We start from the raw sequence: 17,721 nt of genomic DNA on the forward strand, positions 1-17,721 counted from the left end.
CCGTGACGGTCATCTTCCCGCACCAGAAGATTCGCGACGAGGAGGACCGCTCCTTCACGTTTGCCCTCCTCGCTTGCCTCGCCGAGCCTGATCTCCCCGAGGACGAGCGCCACGAGATTGCCGATACGCTCGAACGCCTCGACGACCCCCGGGCCGAGCCTCGGCTCCTCGAATGGCTCCAGGATCGCGCGGCCCCTCCGCCCGTGCGTGAAGCAGCGAGTTCGATCCTCCGCTCGGCCGGCGCCCAAAATCGATCCCAGCTCGCTGCGATGCTCCGCGACGGCGATTCCCTCGTGCAGCGGTATGCCGTCCTCGGCATGGATCACCGCCATGCCGACTTCCTCGAACCCCTCGCGCGGGATCCCGGACATCCGCTCCACCGCGAGGCCATCCAGGCCGTGGAATGGGGATTCGAGGAACCGCGTTTCCAGGTACTCAAGATCGCGGCGCTCTCGCACCCGGACCCGAGCCTACGCGAGACCGCGGCGAACGTGCTCCTCTGGGACGAACCCGTGGCTGCCGAGGAGCCCTTGCTCGCTGCGCTCGACGATACGGAGGAGCGCGTCGCCGCCTCCGCGGCCAATACCCTCCAGTATTATCCGACCCGCCGCACCCTCGCGCGTCTCGCCGAGCTTTCGGCGCGCGAGGGAAAACTCGGCGAGGTGATCAGGTCCAGTTTCGATGACCTGCGCGCGCGGTTTCAATACGACCTGAAGGAGGCCGAGGGCGCCGAACGCGAGGCGCTCCTCGCCTGGATGCAGCCGGTCTGGTCGGTCCTCGCATTCACCGACGACGAGATATGCCACGAGCCACCGGAGTCGTTCGTCCGAACGAACCCCGTGCATGATATCGTCACGGCGGACGAACTCCTCTCGTCGCTCTCCCACGCCGACGGCCCCTGGGCCGAAAAGAAGCGCCGCCTCCGGAGTGCCGACCCGGCAGCCTTTTCCCCTTCCGACATCGAACGCCTCACACCGTTCGTCACGACGCACCCCGATCCGGACGTCCGCGACGAGGGCGCGCGGCTCCTCGCGGCGTGGAATCGGTACGACGAGCTCTTCGCTCTGCTCGACGACCCGCGCTTCCACATCTCGAAGACCGCAATGTATTACCTCGGCAAAACGACGCCGAACGCGCTCGTCGCCGAGCGCGCGTTTCGCCACATCTTCGATCCGCGCACCACGACCACCCACGCCTACGAGACCCTCGAAACCTACGTCGCCCACACGCCAGCCGAGGAGGCGATTCTTCGCCTCGCCAAACTCGCCGCCCACGACGAGCGCGAGACCCTCCGCCTCCACGCGATCTACGCCCTCACGAGGCTCGACGCCGCCCGCGCGATCGCGCCGCTCCTCTCGCTCCTCGAAGCCCCGCCCCTCAAGACGTGGTCCGTCCACGTCGCCCTCCTCGAAGCTTGCCGCACGCTCGGCCTCGCCCCCCACGGGCTCGACGCGCTCCGCGAGCTCGACAACCTCAACGTACAGCAAGCAATCGCCCGGATCGGTCGCCCTTCGTCTTGACCCCGCACCGCAGCGACCACACCATCCTGCGCCAAGCCCCCTTGGACTTCCTCCAATCCCTCTTCGTCTGGGCGAACCTTCCTTACGCAATCGTATTCACGGTCGCGATCCTCTTCGCGCTCCTGCAAATGACCGGCGTCCTCGGCCTGCTCGTCGGCGGCTCCGATCACGACGCCGACGCGGATGCCGATCACGATGCGGACGTCGACGCCGATCACGACCTCGACGCGGACGCGGACGCCGATCACGACCACGATCACGACGCCGACCACGACCACGACGCGAGCCTCGGCGGCAAGATCCTCGTCGATCTCGGCGCGGGCCGCGTCCCGTTTTCGGTTCTCTGGCAGACCTTCGCCGTCACGTTCGGCATCACCGGCCTCGCGCTCAACACCCTTTATTTCGGCCGCGCCGGCGCCCTCGCGTCCTCGACCCTCGCGTTCAGCCTGCCCGCTTCGCTCCTCGTCGCTTACCTCGTCACGCGCACCGCCTCGCGCCTCCTCGGCAAGGTCGTCGCGCCGTCCGGCGAGGAAGCCACGAGTCGCAGGAACCTCGTGGGCTGCTCGGGTGTCGTCATCTCGACCCGCGTCACCAGTGAATTCGGCGAGATTCGTGCCAAGGACCGGGCGGGGCATTTCGTGCACGTCATCTGCCGCATTCGTGAGGGCGAACCCGTCCTCGGCGCCGGCCGCGAGGTGGTCATCGTCGATTACGACAGCAAGGACGGTCGCATCTTCGTCGCGCCCCTCGACGACGACGCGCCGCCCGCGCCCGCGCTCCGCATCGCGGGCGATACGCGGGCCGAAAGCGAAGCAGAGGCAGAAGCGGAAGCCTCGGAAACGAAAGCTAAAACCCGAGCGCTTTGAGCGAGCGAGCGCGTTCTCCCTTGCCACGGCCCCCTGCGAGGCGGTCTCATCGACCGGCCGCGTTCGCGGTGGAGCTTTTTCGATCGGAGCATCCGAGCCATGCCGCAGCTCTTCCAGAAACCCGAGTTTCAATTGTTCGCCCTCGGAACGGGCGGTATCCTGGTCCTCCTCGTCGCCTTCTTCGTCACCCTGGCGAAGTTTTATCGACGTTGTGGTGCGGACGAGGCCCTCGTCCGCACCGGCGCTGGCGGCAACAAGGTCGTGATCGGCGGCGGTATCACCGTCTATCCGATCCTCCACCAGCTCCTGCGCGTCTCGCTCCACTCGATCAAGCTCTCCGTCGAGCGCTCGGGCAAGAACGCCCTCGTCACGCGGGACAAGATCAAGGCCAACGTCACGACCGAGCTCTACATCAAGGTCGAGCCCATCGCCGAGGACGTCCTCGCCGCCGCGCGCTCGTTCGGCGAGCGAAACTTCGACGAGCAGGCCATCGGCGACCTCATCGAGGGCAAGTTGACCGACGCCCTCCGCTCCGTCTCGGCGAACCAGACCTTCATGGAGCTGCACGGCCAGCGCAAGCAGTTCGCCGAGCACATCCAGAGCACGCTCTCCGACGAGCTCAAGAAAAACGGCCTCACGCTGGAGAACGTCTCGATCACCGCGCTCGCGATGGTGCCCGTGAAAGAGCTCGATCCGCAGGACGTCTTCGACGCCGAGGGCCTTCGCGCCATCACCGACAGCGTCCAGTCGAACGCCGAGCAGACCACGAAGATCCAGCGCGAAAAAGAGCTCGCCATCCAGCTCACGAACGCCGAGGCGAAGAAACGCGCCCTCACGATCGAGCAGGATCAGAAGCAAGCCGAGGCCGACCAGGCCCGCCGCGTCTCCGAATACGCCGCCACGCAGAAGGCCGAGACCGCGAAGGCCGTCTACATCCAGGAGCAGGCCCAGGAGCTCGCCGCGCTCGAAAAACGCAAAGCCACCGAGACCGCGCGTATCCAGCAGGAGCAAGCGATCGCCGTCGCCGAGGCCGCGCGCCAGCGAGGCCAGCGCGAGGCGCAGATCGCCGCGGAAAAGGCGCAGCAGGCCGCCGAAATCGCCAAGCAGCGCGAGATCGAGGCCTCGATGATCGAGAAGGAAAAGGTCGTCCAGGCCGCCGAGGTCGATCGGCAGAAGGCCCTCGAAACGGCCTCGATCGACAAGCAAAAGGCCGTCGAGAGCGCCGAGATCGTCAAGCAGCAGGCCGTCGAGACCGCGCGCATCGCCAAGCAGATCGCGGTCACCCAGAGCGAAGAGCAGGCCGCGCGCGCCGCCGCCCTGAAGGCCCAGGCCGAGGCTGAGCAGCAGCAAGCGATGCAGGGCATCATCACGGTCGAGGAGACCGCGAAGGCGAACCGCGAAAAGGCCATCGCCGTCATCAAGAGCGAAGAGGACGCGCAACGCTCGCGCATCGCCGCCGAGCGCGAGGCCTTCAAGCTCAAGCTCGAAGCCGAGACGCAGGCCGCCGCGCTCAAGGCGCACGCCGAAGGTGAAGCCGCGGTCAAACGCGCCGCGGCCGAGGGCGAGATCGCCCGCGCACAAGGCCTCGCGCAGGCCCGCGAGCTCGAAGCGCAGGCGAGCGCCAACGTCATGCGCAAGGGCGCCGAGGCCGACGGCGACCGCGTCCGCATCTCCGCCGAGGCCAAGGCCCAAGCCGCCTCGCAGGAAGCGCAGGCCTTGATCGCCCTCGCCGAGGCCACGCGCAAGAAGGGCGAGGCCGAGGCCGACGCCAAGCGCAAGCTCGTCGAGGCCGAGAACGCCGTCGCCACGAAGTTCCTCCTCCGCGACGTCGCCGTGAAGGCGCTCGACGTCCTGCCCGCCGTCACCCGCGAGCTCATGACCCCGGCCCGCGCCATCAGCGAGATCAAGGTCCTGCAGCTCCAGGGCACGGGCGGCGCCGCCGCGACGAACGGCGAGGGCGCCCCGAGCGCGCCCTTCGGCAACGTCGCTTCGCCCATCCTCAAGACCATCCTCGAAGCGGGCGCCGCATACCCGCTCCTTCGCGAGATGCTCGCCTTCTCGCAGGTCGATGAGCGCGGCCTCGCGGACAAGGCCCGCTCCTTCCTCGCCACGCTCCCGACCGAGCTTCGCGCCGTGATCGACAAAGACCCGGAGCTCGCGAAGAAGCTCGACGACCTCGGCGTCGCCCACGCCGCGCCCTCCGGCGCCGGCATCCAGGTCCACGAGGTCGACCCTCCGACGATCCCGCCTGCGGCCCCGGTCGCGGGCGAGTGAATCGATGACCCCGCCTCGCCGAGATCCGGACGAAGCCGCGCTCTCTGCGCTCGCGCAGATCGCGCGTGGCCTCGTCTCGACCCCGGGCGCGCAGGGCGGCGCGCTCGGGTATGGCACGTGGAAGCAAGGTTTTCGCGAGCTCGTCCAGCGGGATCCGCTGGACACGCTCCTCGTCTCCGTGCTTGGCGGCGCTTACCTCTTTTGGCTCGCCGAGAAAGACAAGAACCCGCGGTGCCGCACGTTCTGGGACGCCGCGGTGTTCGTCTCGACCTGCCTCTCTGTCGGGTACGACAACAAGTTCGCGCAAACTGAATCGGGCAAGGCCCTCGCCACCTTCCTCATGACGTTTGGCCCGAGCGTCGCGGCGAACGCGTTCGCCCGGCCCGCCGCCGCGCAGCAAAATTCCGTCGGACCGCCCACCAATGGGGCCGACGCGCAGGTTTCCGCCGCCACGGCGGAGTCGATCGCCCTGCAAAAGGCCATTCTCGCGCGCCTCGACACGATCCTCGCCGAGCTCCAGAGCGCCCGCCCGCCGTCCGAGCGGAACGTGCGGGGCTGACAGGAAATTCCGTTTCGACTATCATGAGCGGCCGCTCCCGGACCACGGGCCTTTGCCTGACCGCCGCCCGGTCCGGTTTGTCGAGGAGGACGGCCATGACGTTTACTGCGACGCACGGATCCGGAAGGCATGCCATCGTCATTGGTGGTGGTATCGCGGGCCTCTCCGCCGCGCGCGTGCTCACCGAGCATTTCGACCGCATCACCGTGCTCGAGCGCGACAAACCGCAGAGCAGCGCCGAGCACCGTGCCGGCGTCCCCCAGGCCCGGCACGTCCACATCCTGCTCGCGGGCGGTGAGCAGGCGCTGGAGGCGCTCTTCCCGGGCCTCCGCGAAGAGCTCACCAGGGCCGGGGCGCCGTGGGGCGACTATGCCGGCACATCGCTCATCAATTTCCCGATATTCCGCCTGCCGCACTCGACGAGCGGCGTCGAGGTGAGCTTCGCGAGCCGTCCGTTTCGGGAGTACACGATGCGGTGTCGGCTCGAGCGTGACGGCCGGGTCGAGTTTCGCAATGGCATCCAGGTGAAGGGCCTCGTCGGCGAGGGCCACGGGGTTTCCGGCGTCAAGGTTCGCGACAGCCGCGGCGAGGACGTCCTGCGGGCCGACTTCGTGGTCGCGGCGTGTGGCCGCGAGGGCCGGGTGGACGAATGGCTCGCGGAACTCGGCTTTCCGACGCCGCGCGAGGAGACGGTCGACGCGGCCCTGTCTTATGCGACCCGCTGGTATCGTGGCCCCCGTAGCATCTCGCGGTACAACCTCGTGGTGGACCTCCCGAGCCCCCCGGATCTGCCGCGGGGCGGAGGCTTCATGTCGTGCGAGGACGGCAAGTGGTTCGTCACGCTGATGGGCATCGCGGGCGAACGCGCGCCGCTCGACGAAGAGGGATTCAACGCATGGATCCGCAACCTGCGATTCCCCGAGGTATGGGATCTCGTGCAGAAAGCCGAGCCGGCCTCGCCGATCTACGGCTCGGCGAAGACGGAGAACCGGCACCGCCATTTCGAGGAGCTGAAGCGTTTTCCGGACCGCTTCGTGGCACTCGGCGACGCGGTCGCCTCCTTCAACCCGATGTACGGCCAGGGCATGACGATGGCGGTGCTCGGCGCGATGGAGCTCGCCTCCTGCCTTGCGGAGCAACGCGAGCGCATTGGTGGCCCGAGCCTCGTAGGTTTGTCGCGCCGATTCCAGCGACGCCTCGAGCGGGTCCTGCGCTCGGTGTGGGGAATGGCGCTCGCCGAGGATTTCCGCTGGCCGGAGACGCGGGGCGAGCGCCCTGGGGCGATGAGCCGGGTGGTGGGCAAGTACATGGACGAGCTGATGCATACCATCGCGGAGGACACGGTGGTGTTCCAGCAGTTCGTCCGGGTGCAACACCTGCTGGACCCGGTCTCGGCGCTGCTCGCGCCGGAGGTGGCGGGACGCGTGATCAAGAGGGCGACGCGGCCGATGCGCGAGGTGGTGGGAGGGCTCGTGCAGCAGGTGGGCGGGTAGGGGTATCGAATCCCCCTCCTATCGTGGCCTGCCCCTGAACCGCGCTGCCTGTCATTCCTTCCGCACCAAAAACCCCGCCACGAAATACCCATCCGTCCCCTGCACGTGTGGCAGGAGCCGGAAGCTCGTCGCCCCCTCGCCCAGAATGTCCCGCGGAAGCTCCGCCTCGATCGGCTGTTTTTCCAGCCGCACCCCCGTGCCCGACGGCTCCCCCGCGAGCCGCTCGACCACCTCCTCGGCCTCCTCCCGCAGCACGCTGCACACCGCGAAGACCAGCCGCCCCCCGTCCTTCACCCGCGTCGCCGCGTTCCGCACGATCGCAATCTGCAGTTCCGACAAACGTTTCACGTCCTCCGCCGTCCGCCGCAGCGCGATCTCCGGCCGCCGCCGCAGCGTCCCCACGCCGGAGCACGGCGCGTCCACCAGCACCCGGTCATAATCACGAGGCACGTCCTCGAACGCCCCCGTCCTGGCTGCCCAGTCGACCGCATATGCCGCCCGTGCTCCCCGCCCCGCCGGGCCCTCCTTCAATCGTTCGAGCTTTGCTGCATAGAGGTCCGCCGCATCGACCGCGCCCTCGGGGCCCACCTCGTCCGCGAGCAGCCACGTCTTGTTTCCTCGCCCTGCGCAGGCGTCGAGCACCCGCTCGCCCCGCCGCGCCCCGAGCGCGAGCGCCACCACCTGCGCCCCTTCCTCCTGCACGATCCACGCGGTCCCCGCGCCCTGCAACCGCCGCACGTCTCCGGCTCCGCGCACCAGGATCGCCCGCGACGAAGCGTGCCCCTCCTCGAACGTTCCCTCCGGACAAACCTCCCGCAATCGCGTGACCCACGCCGCGCGATCCTCCGAAAGCGCGAGCGACAAACCCAGCGGCGGCGGCACCGGCCCTGCCGCGAGATAGGCCTCCGCTGCGCTCCGCCCGAGCGACCGACGCAGCGATCCCCGGAGCCACCCCGGCGCCGACGCGCTCGCCGCCTCCAGCAGCGACGGCCGCCCCTTCGCCTCGACCTCCGCCGCGAGCTTCCGCAAAATCGCATTCGCGAACGACCCCGTCCGCACGTCCCCCTCCGCGCGGATCGCCCCGACCGCTTCGTTCACCGCGGCGAATGCCGGCACCCGATCCAGAAAGCAGATCGCATACCCCGCCATGAGCACGTGTGCCCGCGCGATCGGCGACGGCAGGTCGAGCTTGTGTTTCGACGTCAATGCCGAAAGCCTCGCGACGAGCGCGGCTTCCGTCCGCAAAACACCATACACGAGCTCGGTCGCGAGCCCTGCGTCGCGCGGATCCATTCCGGACCGCCGCCCGAGTTCGGCGTCGAGCGCCGCGGCCGCGAACGCCTCCGCGCTCCACACCCGCGCGAGCACCCGCGCCGCGATGAGCCTTGCTTCGCTAATCAACGAGCTCCCTCAACTGCCCTTGGATCACGTCCCACCGTCGCTCCACGTCATTCTTGAACGCCACCCCCATCAATGCAAAGAGCACGAGCAGGCCCACGAGGCTCGCGATCTCCCGCACCCGCAGCGGCAGAGGCCGCCTCGATACGGCCTCGAACAGGAAAAACAGAAGGTGACCGCCGTCGAGCACCGGGATCGGGAGCAGATTCACGAGCCCGAGGTTGATGGAAATCACGGCCATCGCCCACACGAAGTACGAGACGCCCTTCGAGCCCTCCTCGCCGACCACGTCGTAGACCGTGATGGGCCCGCCCAGCGTCGAGATGCTCACCTTGCCCTCGACGATCCGCACGATCCCCACCACGATGAACCGGATCACGTCGTACGTCTCATCGAGCGCGCTCCTCAGCGCGAACGGCAAAAGCGACGCGTGCTCCACGTACGCCTCCGGCACCACCGGCGACCAGTTCGACGCCCGCACGAAATACCGCGGCCGGTGCTGGCCGTATTCGTCGATCCAGTCCTCGCGCCGCAGCAGGATCGTCCCGCTCTTCTTCACCCCGCCCCGCAGCCACGTCACCATGTGCGGCCGATCCGGCGCTACGAGCAGCCGTTCGAGGAACGTCGCCCACGCCGTCACCGCCGCCTGGTCGACCTCGACGATGCGATCCCCGGGTCGCATATCGGCGTTCCATTCCGCCGAACCCTCCGCCACGTCGAATACGTACAGGTCTGCCGATTCGAGCCCCGTTCGCGACTCCAGATCGCCGTGCCCGCTCGCCTCCGGCGTCAGCGCCGCCACGCCCGACTCGTACACGGCCATGTCCGCGAGCCCGCCGAACGCGCGGGGCACCTTCACTGGCCGCAAATACGTCACCGGCACCGTCTCGCCGTGGTTCTCCGACAGCGCCGTTTCGAGGTCTGCGAACGTCTTCACCGGCCGGCCGCGCACCTCTGTCACGAGGTCGAACGTCCGGAGCCCTGCGCGGTAGGCCGGCGAATCCGGCCGCGAAATTCCCACGACGGCCGCGGGCCGACTCGGCTTGATGCCGATTTCGCCGACCTTCTCCACGATGTCGAGTGGCTTCCGGACGACCTTCTCCTCCGGCACCACCACGACTTCGACGTGCTCGTTGTTGCGAAACACCTTGAGCCGCAGCTCTTTGCCAGGGCTCTCCCCGATGATCCGCGCGAGCTCGGCGAACGTCGAGATTCGCTCGCCGTCCACCTCGAGCACCCGATCGCCCGGCGTGAGTTTTCCCTCCGCCGGATGTCCGGGCAAAACGAAGCCGACCGTGGGGGGCGAAAAACGCGTCTCTCCCACGAAAACGGAGAAATAGAGGAGAACGGGGAACAGGATGTTCATCGCCGGGCCCGCGATGACGATGATCACCCGTTTCCAGAGCGCCTGCGCCTCGAACGTACGCTTGCGATCCTCGGGCAGCACCGGCTCCTGCCGGTTCTCCTCCAGCATCTTCACGAAGCCGCCGAGGGGCAAGAGCCCCACGCAATACTCCGTCTCTCGTCCTCGAAACCGCAGCACCTTCGGCCCGAAACCGATCGAGAACGTGAGCACCTTCACGCCGAAGATCTTCGCCCACACGAAGTGGCCGAGCTCGTGCACGAAGATCAGCACGGAGCAGAGAAGCGCGAAGTAGAGCAGATCCACGGCAGGCGTATCTCTACGCGAGATCCCGTCGGGGCGCCAAGGACAAAACCGCGCCCAGGACGCTCTTTCCGCTCACACCGGGCCCCCATTTGCCCGGCCCGCGCCGCCGTGCAATCGTTGGCCCGGCATTTCACGCGGGGGGGTCGGTCTTGCGCCTGCTCATCGTTTCGTATGCTTTTCCGCCCGTTGGCGGCGTCGCCGTCCAGCGCGTCACCAAGTTTGCCAAGTACCTACCTTCGTGGGGCGTCGAGACCACCGTGCTCACGGCGGAAAACCCGTCCGTCCCCATCCGGGACGAGAGCTTGCTCCGCGACGTCCCGGCCGAAGTGAAGGTCGTCCGCGTCCGCACCCTCGAACCGAGCTACGAGAAAAAGGCCGCCGTCTGGCGCGGCGCCGCCTCGAAAGGCCGCTTCGCCGGTGCGCGCCGCGCCCTCGCGCGCCTCGCCTCCGCCGCGCTCGTCCCGGACCCGCAGATCCTTTGGCTCCCTGCGGCCGCGGCCGCGATTCGCCGCCTCTCGGCGAACGTCGACGCCGTCCTCGTCAGCGGCCCGCCCTTCTCGCCCTTTTTGCTCGGCCCGCTCTCGCGGGTCCCGTTCGTCCTCGATTATCGCGACGAATGGCGCACCGCGGCCACCTATGAAATGCACGGCGGGCCGCTCCTCTCGCGCGCCATCGACACGATCGAGCCTGCCCTCGTCCGGCGCGCCGCGCGTATCCTCACGGCCACCGAGGAGTTTCGCCAGAACCTGCTCGCGCGGTATCGCGACCTCGACGCGCGGCGCGTGATCACCTTGACGAACGGCTACGATCCTGACGATTTCGCGCACATCGCCGCGACGCCTCCGCCGCCGTATGCGCCCGGACGCAAGCTCGTCGCGACCTATGCCGGCACGACGTTCTGGCATACCTCGCCGCGTGGCCTCTTCGCGGGCCTCCGCCTCCTCGCGGAGCGCGCGCCCGCGCTCGCAAACCTCTTCGACATTCGCTTCGTCGGCCGTGTCGTCGATACCGAGCGCGCCGTCTTCGACGAGGCCCCGCTCCCCATGGTCCGGCACCTCGGCTTTCGCCCGCACGACGAGGCGCTTTCGCTCCTCGCGGAGAGCCACCTCGCGCTCGTCGTCGTCGACGACATCCCTGGCAATGCGGCCATCTATCCAGGCAAGATCTTCGACATCATGGCGGTCGGCCGGCCTTGCCTCGCGCTCGCGCCCGAGGGAGCGCTCTCGTGTCTCATCGTGCGTCATCGCCTCGGCGTCGTCGTCCACCCGCGCGAGCCCGCTGCCATTGCCGCGGCGCTCGAACGGATCGCGCGCTCCTTCCAGCGCGGCGAACCCCTCCTTCCTTCCCGACCCGAGGGCCTCGAACCATTTCACCGCCGCGCGATCGCCGGCCGCCTCGCGGAGGTGGTCCGCGAGATCGCTGGTTCGCAGGGACAAACGCGCGCGCCTTCGGCCGCTTAACGAGCGGAGGAGGCGATCCTTTCGAGCACCTCGGCGAGCTCCTTCGGGTGGCTGATCATGGGGAACAGACCCGCGGTCAACTCGTAGAACGCGAACCCGTCCGCGCGCGCTTTTTCCACGAAATGGGCGATCGGATCGGCCTTCAAGAAGGCGATCAGGTCCTCACGCGCCGTGCCGTAGACGTAGGCGCGGGGCATCCGGGGTTCTCCGTGCGCGAGCACGATCGGCTCCTCGAGACATTTCATCGGATGCGGCGTCAGCCTCGGCCCCACCCACGCCCGATCCTCGGGCTCGTAAATGCCCATCGCCTCGAAGGGAAAGGGCGGCAAGAGCCGGGGCCCTTCCTCGCCCGACATCTCGCCGAGCTTATCGGCTGTTCCTCCGCCAAACCCGCCCATCGCATTCCGCCCGTTCGTCGGCACGTGCCCGTTGACGTAAACGAGCTGCGCGATCCGCTCCGGCACGCGGTCCGCGACGCCGGTGATCACCATGCCGCCGTAGCTTTGCCCCACGAGGATCACGTCGCGAAGATCCTCGTACACGAGCACGTTCGTGATGTCCTCGATGTGCGTCGACAGCCCCACGTGCGGTCCGAGCAGGTGCGAGCGCTCGCCGATGCCCGTCAGCGTCGGCGTGAAAACGTTATGCCCTGCGCGTTCGAGCTGCGAAGCCACGCGCCGGAAGCCCCATCCGCCGAGGAAAGGACCGTGGACCAGGACGAAGGTCGCCGTCATCTCGCGACGCTCGCCTTCGGCTTTTCACACAAGCTCGCACGTTTTTCCTGACAGGCGAGATCGTTCGCGCGCCCGTCGCCCGGGAGCCACTCCGCGCAATCCTCGTCGCCGAGGTTGTTCGGCTCGCCGCCTCGCCACGGGGGCGCGCCGAGCGGCTCCCCCGAGGCCCACCGGAAATCGTTCTCTTGGGCTGCGTCCGAGAGGCCGATCCACATCGACCCGACGTCGATCTTCGCGCCGATCGCGGCGAACAGCGCGTCGTTCTCCTCCGCGGAATCGAGGACCGCGAGGTCCCCGCCGGATTGCACGCACCGCGCATGTGCATTTGACCACGTCGCGGCATCCTGCAAACAATACTCGCGTTTTCCGACGATGATCCGCCTGTCCTCGCCGCACTTGAGCGCGCCTCTCGTCCCGGCGGGCGACCGGCTCTCGCAGAGCGCCATGCGCGGGACGAAACAATCGACGTCGTTCCAGCGACCGCTCCCGATGAGCCACGCGCCGCAGTTTTCCGCGCCGCCGTCATTGTTCGGCTCCCCGTCGTTCCACGCGAAAAAACGCACGGGCTTGGCGTCGGGGCCGAGCCATCGCCCCTCCGTCGGCTCGACGAGCCCGAGCCATACGTTCTCGCTGGTCACGGGCGAGACGATCGCCGCGCGGATCACCTGCGCCTCGGCCTCGGACGTGATCGAGGCGAGGTGCCCGCCGTGCTCCTCGCAATGCCGCTCGGCGTCCTGCCACGAGCGCAGCTCCGTGAACACGCAATACGTGCCCGTCGCCGCCACGATTTCCTTGCCTTTGCCGCACGAAAAAGGTGGCAGCGGCAGCGCGCCGCCTGCCACTTCGAGCTTCGGTTTGTCGGGAGCCGAGGCGGAAGCGGAGGCCGAGGGGGCCGCGGAAGCAGACGCCGCGGCGGATGCGGACGCAAACGTTCGTGGCTTCAGCGCCTCGTCGGGGTCCGATACGATCGCCGGGCCCGGACCACAGCCGGCGAGGGCCAGCAAGACGAGAGACCAAGGCGAAGCAGACATCCGCATGGCGCGGATCGCATCAGCCCCCAGGCCTGCCTGTCAAGGCATTCACGCGCTCTCGGCGCGCCTGAATCGCTTCGTGCCCAGCGCGACCAGCATCCCGAGCACCAGCGTCACCCCGGCGAACAAGAACTCCGGCTTCTCCGCGCCGGCGAGCAGCGCCACAGATCCGACCGCGCCGACGAAAGGAACGAACTTCCCGCCCGGCACGCGGAACCCCTTCGAATCGCCGTCTTTCTTTCGAAGCACCGGCACCGCGAGGCACGTGAACAGATATTGAATCACGATCGTGATGTTCGACATCCCCACGAGGCGCCGATAATCGAAGAAAAAGGCGAGCGCCGCCGTGATGACCGTCGTCCAGAAGATCGCCACGTGTGGCGTCCCCCAGCGCCTGTGGATTCGCGCGAGCGCCGCCGGCATGAGCCCGTGCGCCGCGATCGCCTGCGCGTACCTCGGCGACCCGAGCGCGCTGCCCGCCGTGAATCCGCCGACCGAGAGCAAGCTGCCGGCGACCACGATCGCGCCGATCGTCGGCCCGATATACCGCGCGGCGTCCACGAGCGGCTGCCCCGACTCCTCGCCGATGCGCGGGTACGTCGCGACCAGCACCGCCTGCACCACGATGAAGAGCAGCGCCGAGATCGAGAGTGCGCCGAGCGTCCCGACCGGCACGTTGCGCTGGGGATTTTGCGTCTCGCCCGCCGCGATCGGCGCGACCTCGAAGCCTTGCAGCGGAAACAGCGCGAGATACACGCCTTGCCCCACGCCGAGCGCACCGAGCGGGAGTTTTCCCCCGAGCCGCGACGGATCGAACAGCGATACGGCCACGACGAGGAAACACAGGATCGCGCCTATCTTGCCGACCGTCATCGCGTTCACGACCCACGCGCCTGGTTTCACCCCGAAATAATTCACCGCCCCGAGCGCCACCACGACCGTCGCGGCGACGGCCGGCCCCACGAGCGGCGCGCGGATTCCCACGAGCTCCACGAAAAGGCTCGCGTTCGCCGCCCAGCTCACGAACGTGTTCGCCCAGCAAAACCAGCCGACGAGGAAACCCGCCCGGTCGCCGAACGCATTGCGCGCATAGAGGTACGTCCCGCCCGTGTCGGCGTGCCGGCCCGCGAGCTCGGCGAAGCAGAGCGCCACCGGCATGAGGAGCAGCGCGCAGAGCGCGAAGGAGAGCGGAGAAAAACCGCCCATCACCCGGTACATGTCGTCGGGCAGCGCGAACACGCCCGATCCCACCGTGGCGTTGACCCCGATGCAGAGGACGTCGAACAACGTGAGCCTGCGCCGCAGCGAGGGCGCCTGGGCCTTGGCCTCGGCGTCGAGGGTGGAGACGCTCATGATGCGGACTCCATGGCAGGTAGAGAGGGGCGGAGCGGGCTGCCAGTCTAGGACGCATGCGCCACGCGAGGCAACCTCTTCGAGCGCCGAACCACTTGACGTTCCGGGTAAAACCCTTCATCGTCCGGCAAAGGAGGAATCCGGCATGAACGAGCGAGCCGACTGGTATTATCATCGCAAGGGGTGAACCTCGTGCACCCGAGCGCGGGAGTTTCTCGCGCAAGAAAATGTGTCGATCGTGGAAATGGCCGACGCCGGCAAGCTGAAGCTCGGCGAGGAAGCTGCGCTCACGCTCGCCCGGCAGGCCGAGCGTGTCGTTGCGGTGAAAGGAAAAAAGCGCGTCACGCTGGACATGCGCGCGTGTCCGCCCGACGCAGACGTGCTCGGGGCCCTGCTCGGGCCGACGGGCGGCTTGCGGGCCCCGACGATGCGGGTCGGACAAACGCTCGTGGTGGGGTTCGATCCCGAGGTTTACGCCGAGGTCCTCGGGCTCGGGAAGGGGTGAGCGAGAAGGGTCAATCCGCCAGGTTGCCCATGCCCATGCCCGCGAGCAGGTGTTTCTGCACCTCGGCGTGCGCCTTGTTCAGCCCCTCGGTCGCTGGCGCCGAGGTCGGGTCGACGACCACGCGCGCGGGGCGGCTGCCCGCGGGCGACTCGACGAGCGCGAGGACCGCGTCCGCCACGAGCTGCGGACTCGGCACGTTGTCGCCCGAGAACATCTGCTCGAAGCTCTTGCCCATCATCTCCAACGCGTTCGCGAACGGCCCGTAACCCTGGGCGCGTTCCTGCTCGCCGCCCACGGCGAGCTTCTGGCCGAATTCCGTGGGGAACGCGCCCGGCTGCACGATCGTGAGCTCGACGCCCGTCGCTTTGAGCTCATAACGATACGCCTCGCTCAGCGCTTCGAGTGCGAACTTGCTCGACCCGTAGGCGCCCATCACCGGGAAGACCAGGCGCCCGAGGGCGCTCGAGATCTGCACGACGAAGCCCTTGCCGCGCGCGCGCATCGACGGCAGCGCCGCGCGGAGCACGCGGTGCGGGCCGACCACGTTCACGTCGTATTGGCGGAGGAGATCCTCGCTCGTCAGCGTCTCTTCGAGGCCGAGCGCCGCGTATCCGGCGTTGTTCACCACGACGTCGAGGTGCCCGGCCTTCTCCAGCGCCGCGGCCACGGCTTTGTTCACGGACGCGTCGTCGGTCGCCGCCATCTCGAGCACGTGCACGCGGCCCTCGCCGGCCTTCGTGAGCTCTTCGGCGGCCGCCGCATTGCGGCCCGTGATGTCGCGCATCGTCGCGAAGACCGTGTGGCCCTTCTTCGCGAGCGTGAGCGTGATGAGGCGGCCGAAGCCGCTGTTCGTACCGGTGACGAAGACGTTCTGGCTCATCGGGTTCTCCTCCCAACGGGAAGGGCGCTAGATAATCACGGCTCCGTCCCGTGGGAAGGGGGCGACCCGTCACCGAGCAAAAATCGAACATCAATCGCCGTTCGGCTGACCCATGCGGAGCGGGCCGCCGCGCGCGGTGGACCAGAGCAGGCAATTCTCGGCCGATCCTGGCACCGTGAACACGTCGAGCCCGTGCTCGAAGGTCTGCACGAAGATCTCGACCTGCCCGTCGCCGTCGAGGTCCCCGATGGCGGGTGCCGCGGGCGCGCCGTTGCCATTTCCATTTTGCTCGCCCGTGTTGTGGAGCGGCACGTCGTGGAGCAGCGTCCCGTCCGCGCCGAGGACCACGAGATAGCCCGAGTCGAGCACGTTCGGATCCCCATACGTGGCGAACATCAGCTCGGGCGAGCCGTCCTGGTTCAGGTCCGCGACGGTCACCTCGGTCGCGAACATGATCGATTTGCCGTGCGTGTAATTGAAGCGCCAGATCTGCTTCGCGTCCGCGCCGAACGCGTAGACGAACCCGTCGTTGAACGGCGCCACGATCTCGGGTTTGTCATCGCCCTGGATGTTCACCGTCGTCGCCGCGGGCACACCGCCCGGCGGGTAGTACCCCTCCACCTCGATGGGTTTTTCCCCGCGCGGCAAGGTCTCCCAGCCGGGCTTGCGCATTGCCGAGCGGCTCCCGTCGCCGTGCGCGCCTTCGAGCACCATGATCGCATACGCCTGCGTCTCGTACGGCTCGTTTTTTTCGACGTTCGGCACGCCCAGCACCTCGTTTTTCCCGTCCCCGTCGAGGTCGACCACGTTCGGCGGCGACGCCGTCCACTGGAGCCACTCGGCGAAGGACGGGTGCGGCCACTCGCCCGTGTGCAAATTGTAATGGTCCGCCTCCACCTTCGGATCGGCCCAACGGATGAACTGGCCCCAGGTCAGGCGCTGGCCCTCGAATTCGTTCGCGCGGTTCGTGAAGAACGGCGCGGCGTCGATCGCCACGCCATCGTGGTCGAACGCCTGGATGTGGTGGTTGTCGTAGGTCGCGAGCACCTCGAGGTCCGGGTCGTCGTCGATGTTCCCGACCGCCACGTTGAGCCCGTAGCAGCCGTACCCGGAATGCCCCATGCCATTGCGATCCGCGTCATTCCCGGCGCCCGCGAGGCTATTGTAGCGCGGCCACGCCGGAAACCCGAGCCCCGCGGGCTGGTGGAGCGACCCGTCGGCGCGGAACACGAAGACCTGCGCCCCGCCGTCCTCCGTGCTCGCGGTTTGCGTCGTCGTCACCACGATCTCGAGCACGCCGTCGCCGTCGAGGTCACCTGCGGCCATGCCGCGCACCTCGGGCGCGTTGTTCGCGGTCGTCGTGCTCGCGGGGAAACCAGCCTTCGGCACGAGCGTCTTGTCCTTCCACTCGTACGCCCAGACCTCGTGATCGCTGCCGTAGACGATGTCGACGAGCCCGTCGCCTTCGAGATCGGCGACGATGTGCGGGGCGTACACGCGCCCCTCGCCGCCCTCGGCCTTCGCGAGCACGTTGCCCTCCGCGTCGTGGACGAAGACCGAAGAATAGGCCGCGATGAGCTCGCGTTTTCCGTCGCCGTCGAGGTCGCGCACGACGGGCGAGGCGAACCAGCTCGTCTCGCCGCCGAGCGTCATTTTGTATTCGGGCGCGGCCACCTCGCCCTTGCTTTCGCCCTTCTCACACGTCGTGTTGCGCGTGCCTCCCGTCGTGGAGCCCCCGGTCCGGCCCCCGGGACGACCCTCGCTCTCGCCGCAGGAGGCGGCTGCGAGGGAGAGGCCCGAGGCGAGGAGCAAGGAGAGCAGGGGTTTGCCCCACCCGGACATCGCGTGATGGAATGAGCGTATGTGGGTCATGTCGTCCTTGTCGCGCAAAAGAAAGGAGCCGCGTCCGCCCCCAGCGGCGGCGGGGCCGAGGATATCAAACTTCTTCCGGTCGTGGTAAGGTCGCCTCGTGCGACCCC

General features: G+C 68.2%; 13 protein-coding genes and 1 pseudogene. 7 read left to right on the top strand and 7 right to left on the bottom strand.

Going from position 1 to position 17,721, the window contains the following annotated elements:
* The first annotated feature begins 2 nt into the window (after nucleotides 1-2).
* The 5 genes from POL67_RS02865 (at nucleotide 3) to POL67_RS02885 (ending at nucleotide 6,712) form a co-directional block, all read left to right on the top strand.
* Nucleotides 3-1,520, top strand: coding sequence for a HEAT repeat domain-containing protein (locus POL67_RS02865; RefSeq protein WP_271915316.1), 1,518 nt, complete (start codon nucleotides 3-5; stop codon nucleotides 1,518-1,520).
* A 41-nt stretch (nucleotides 1,521-1,561) separates the two neighbouring features.
* Nucleotides 1,562-2,386, top strand: coding sequence for an OB-fold-containig protein (locus POL67_RS02870; protein ID WP_271915319.1), 825 nt, complete (start codon nucleotides 1,562-1,564; stop codon nucleotides 2,384-2,386).
* Between the two features lie 99 nt (nucleotides 2,387-2,485).
* A complete protein-coding gene (locus POL67_RS02875) occupies nucleotides 2,486-4,660 on the top strand; it encodes a flotillin domain-containing protein (protein ID WP_271915321.1) in 2,175 nt (724 codons plus the stop codon).
* Nucleotides 4,661-4,664: 4 nt separating this feature from the next.
* Entirely contained in the window at nucleotides 4,665-5,219 is a 555-nt protein-coding gene (locus POL67_RS02880; RefSeq protein WP_271915323.1) for an ion channel, read from the top strand.
* 95 nt (nucleotides 5,220-5,314) lie between these two features.
* Entirely contained in the window at nucleotides 5,315-6,712 is a 1,398-nt protein-coding gene (locus POL67_RS02885; RefSeq protein WP_271915326.1) for an NAD(P)/FAD-dependent oxidoreductase, read from the top strand.
* 51 nt (nucleotides 6,713-6,763) lie between these two features.
* Here POL67_RS02885 and POL67_RS02890 read toward each other — a convergent pair whose 3' ends face one another.
* A complete protein-coding gene (locus tag POL67_RS02890) occupies nucleotides 6,764-8,113 on the bottom strand; it encodes an RsmB/NOP family class I SAM-dependent RNA methyltransferase (protein ID WP_271915329.1) in 1,350 nt (449 codons plus the stop codon).
* The gene (gene rseP / locus POL67_RS02895) at nucleotides 8,106-9,779 is read right to left on the bottom strand and encodes an RIP metalloprotease RseP (RefSeq protein ID WP_271915332.1); all 1,674 of its coding nucleotides are present in this window, start codon (nucleotides 9,777-9,779) and stop codon (nucleotides 8,106-8,108) included. The genes POL67_RS02890 and rseP overlap by 8 nt, the downstream gene beginning before the upstream one ends.
* Nucleotides 9,780-9,928: 149 nt before the next feature.
* Here rseP and POL67_RS02900 point away from each other — a divergent pair, with 149 nt between their 5' ends.
* A complete protein-coding gene (locus tag POL67_RS02900; protein WP_271915333.1) occupies nucleotides 9,929-11,239 on the top strand; it encodes a glycosyltransferase family 4 protein in 1,311 nt (436 codons plus the stop codon).
* Here POL67_RS02900 and POL67_RS02905 read toward each other — a convergent pair.
* From POL67_RS02905 to POL67_RS02915, 3 genes are read right to left on the bottom strand one after another with little or no spacing between them, the layout of a single operon-like run.
* Nucleotides 11,236-11,973 (bottom strand): alpha/beta hydrolase, encoded by a 738-nt coding sequence (locus POL67_RS02905; RefSeq protein WP_271915336.1) that lies wholly within the window; start codon nucleotides 11,971-11,973, stop codon nucleotides 11,236-11,238. The two genes, POL67_RS02900 and POL67_RS02905, sit on opposite strands and share 4 nt — an antisense overlap.
* Nucleotides 11,970-13,004, bottom strand: coding sequence for a C-type lectin domain-containing protein (locus POL67_RS02910; protein WP_271915339.1), 1,035 nt, complete (start codon nucleotides 13,002-13,004; stop codon nucleotides 11,970-11,972). The genes POL67_RS02905 and POL67_RS02910 overlap by 4 nt, the downstream gene beginning before the upstream one ends.
* 48 nt (nucleotides 13,005-13,052) lie before the next feature.
* Nucleotides 13,053-14,357: an APC family permease gene (locus POL67_RS02915; RefSeq protein ID WP_271915341.1), complete on the bottom strand. Its 1,305-nt coding sequence runs from the start codon at nucleotides 14,355-14,357 to the stop codon at nucleotides 13,053-13,055.
* A 199-nt stretch (nucleotides 14,358-14,556) separates the two neighbouring features.
* Between POL67_RS02915 and POL67_RS02920 the strand changes: the two are divergent.
* A pseudogene (locus POL67_RS02920) lies at nucleotides 14,557-14,862 on the top strand (ArsC family (seleno)protein); the annotation flags it as partial.
* Nucleotides 14,863-14,872: 10 nt separating this feature from the next.
* Here the strand turns inward: POL67_RS02920 and POL67_RS02925 are convergent.
* Nucleotides 14,873-15,742, bottom strand: coding sequence for an SDR family oxidoreductase (locus POL67_RS02925; protein WP_271915343.1), 870 nt, complete (start codon nucleotides 15,740-15,742; stop codon nucleotides 14,873-14,875).
* A gap of 90 nt (nucleotides 15,743-15,832) precedes the next feature.
* The gene (locus POL67_RS02930) at nucleotides 15,833-17,614 is read right to left on the bottom strand and encodes an FG-GAP repeat domain-containing protein (RefSeq protein ID WP_271915346.1); all 1,782 of its coding nucleotides are present in this window, start codon (nucleotides 17,612-17,614) and stop codon (nucleotides 15,833-15,835) included.
* Nucleotides 17,615-17,721: the final 107 nt, after the last annotated feature.

The sequence above is a fragment of the Polyangium mundeleinium genome (assembly GCF_028369105.1).
Classification (GTDB): domain Bacteria; phylum Myxococcota_A; class Polyangia; order Polyangiales; family Polyangiaceae; genus Polyangium; species Polyangium mundeleinium.

What these genes read in the sequence shown, in the direction of transcription:
- POL67_RS02925 (WP_271915343.1), bottom strand. Translation starts at nt 15,742, where the DNA reads ATGAGCCAGAACGTCTTCGTCACCGGTACGAACAGCGGCTTCGGCCGC.
- POL67_RS02910 (WP_271915339.1), bottom strand. Translation starts at nt 13,004, where the DNA reads ATGTCTGCTTCGCCTTGGTCTCTCGTCTTGCTGGCCCTCGCCGGCTGT.
- POL67_RS02880 (WP_271915323.1), top strand. Translation starts at nt 4,665, where the DNA reads ATGACCCCGCCTCGCCGAGATCCGGACGAAGCCGCGCTCTCTGCGCTC.
- POL67_RS02905 (WP_271915336.1), bottom strand. Translation starts at nt 11,973, where the DNA reads ATGACGGCGACCTTCGTCCTGGTCCACGGTCCTTTCCTCGGCGGATGG.
- POL67_RS02875 (WP_271915321.1), top strand. Translation starts at nt 2,486, where the DNA reads ATGCCGCAGCTCTTCCAGAAACCCGAGTTTCAATTGTTCGCCCTCGGA.
- POL67_RS02930 (WP_271915346.1), bottom strand. Translation starts at nt 17,614, where the DNA reads ATGACCCACATACGCTCATTCCATCACGCGATGTCCGGGTGGGGCAAA.
- POL67_RS02885 (WP_271915326.1), top strand. Translation starts at nt 5,315, where the DNA reads ATGACGTTTACTGCGACGCACGGATCCGGAAGGCATGCCATCGTCATT.
- POL67_RS02915 (WP_271915341.1), bottom strand. Translation starts at nt 14,357, where the DNA reads ATGAGCGTCTCCACCCTCGACGCCGAGGCCAAGGCCCAGGCGCCCTCG.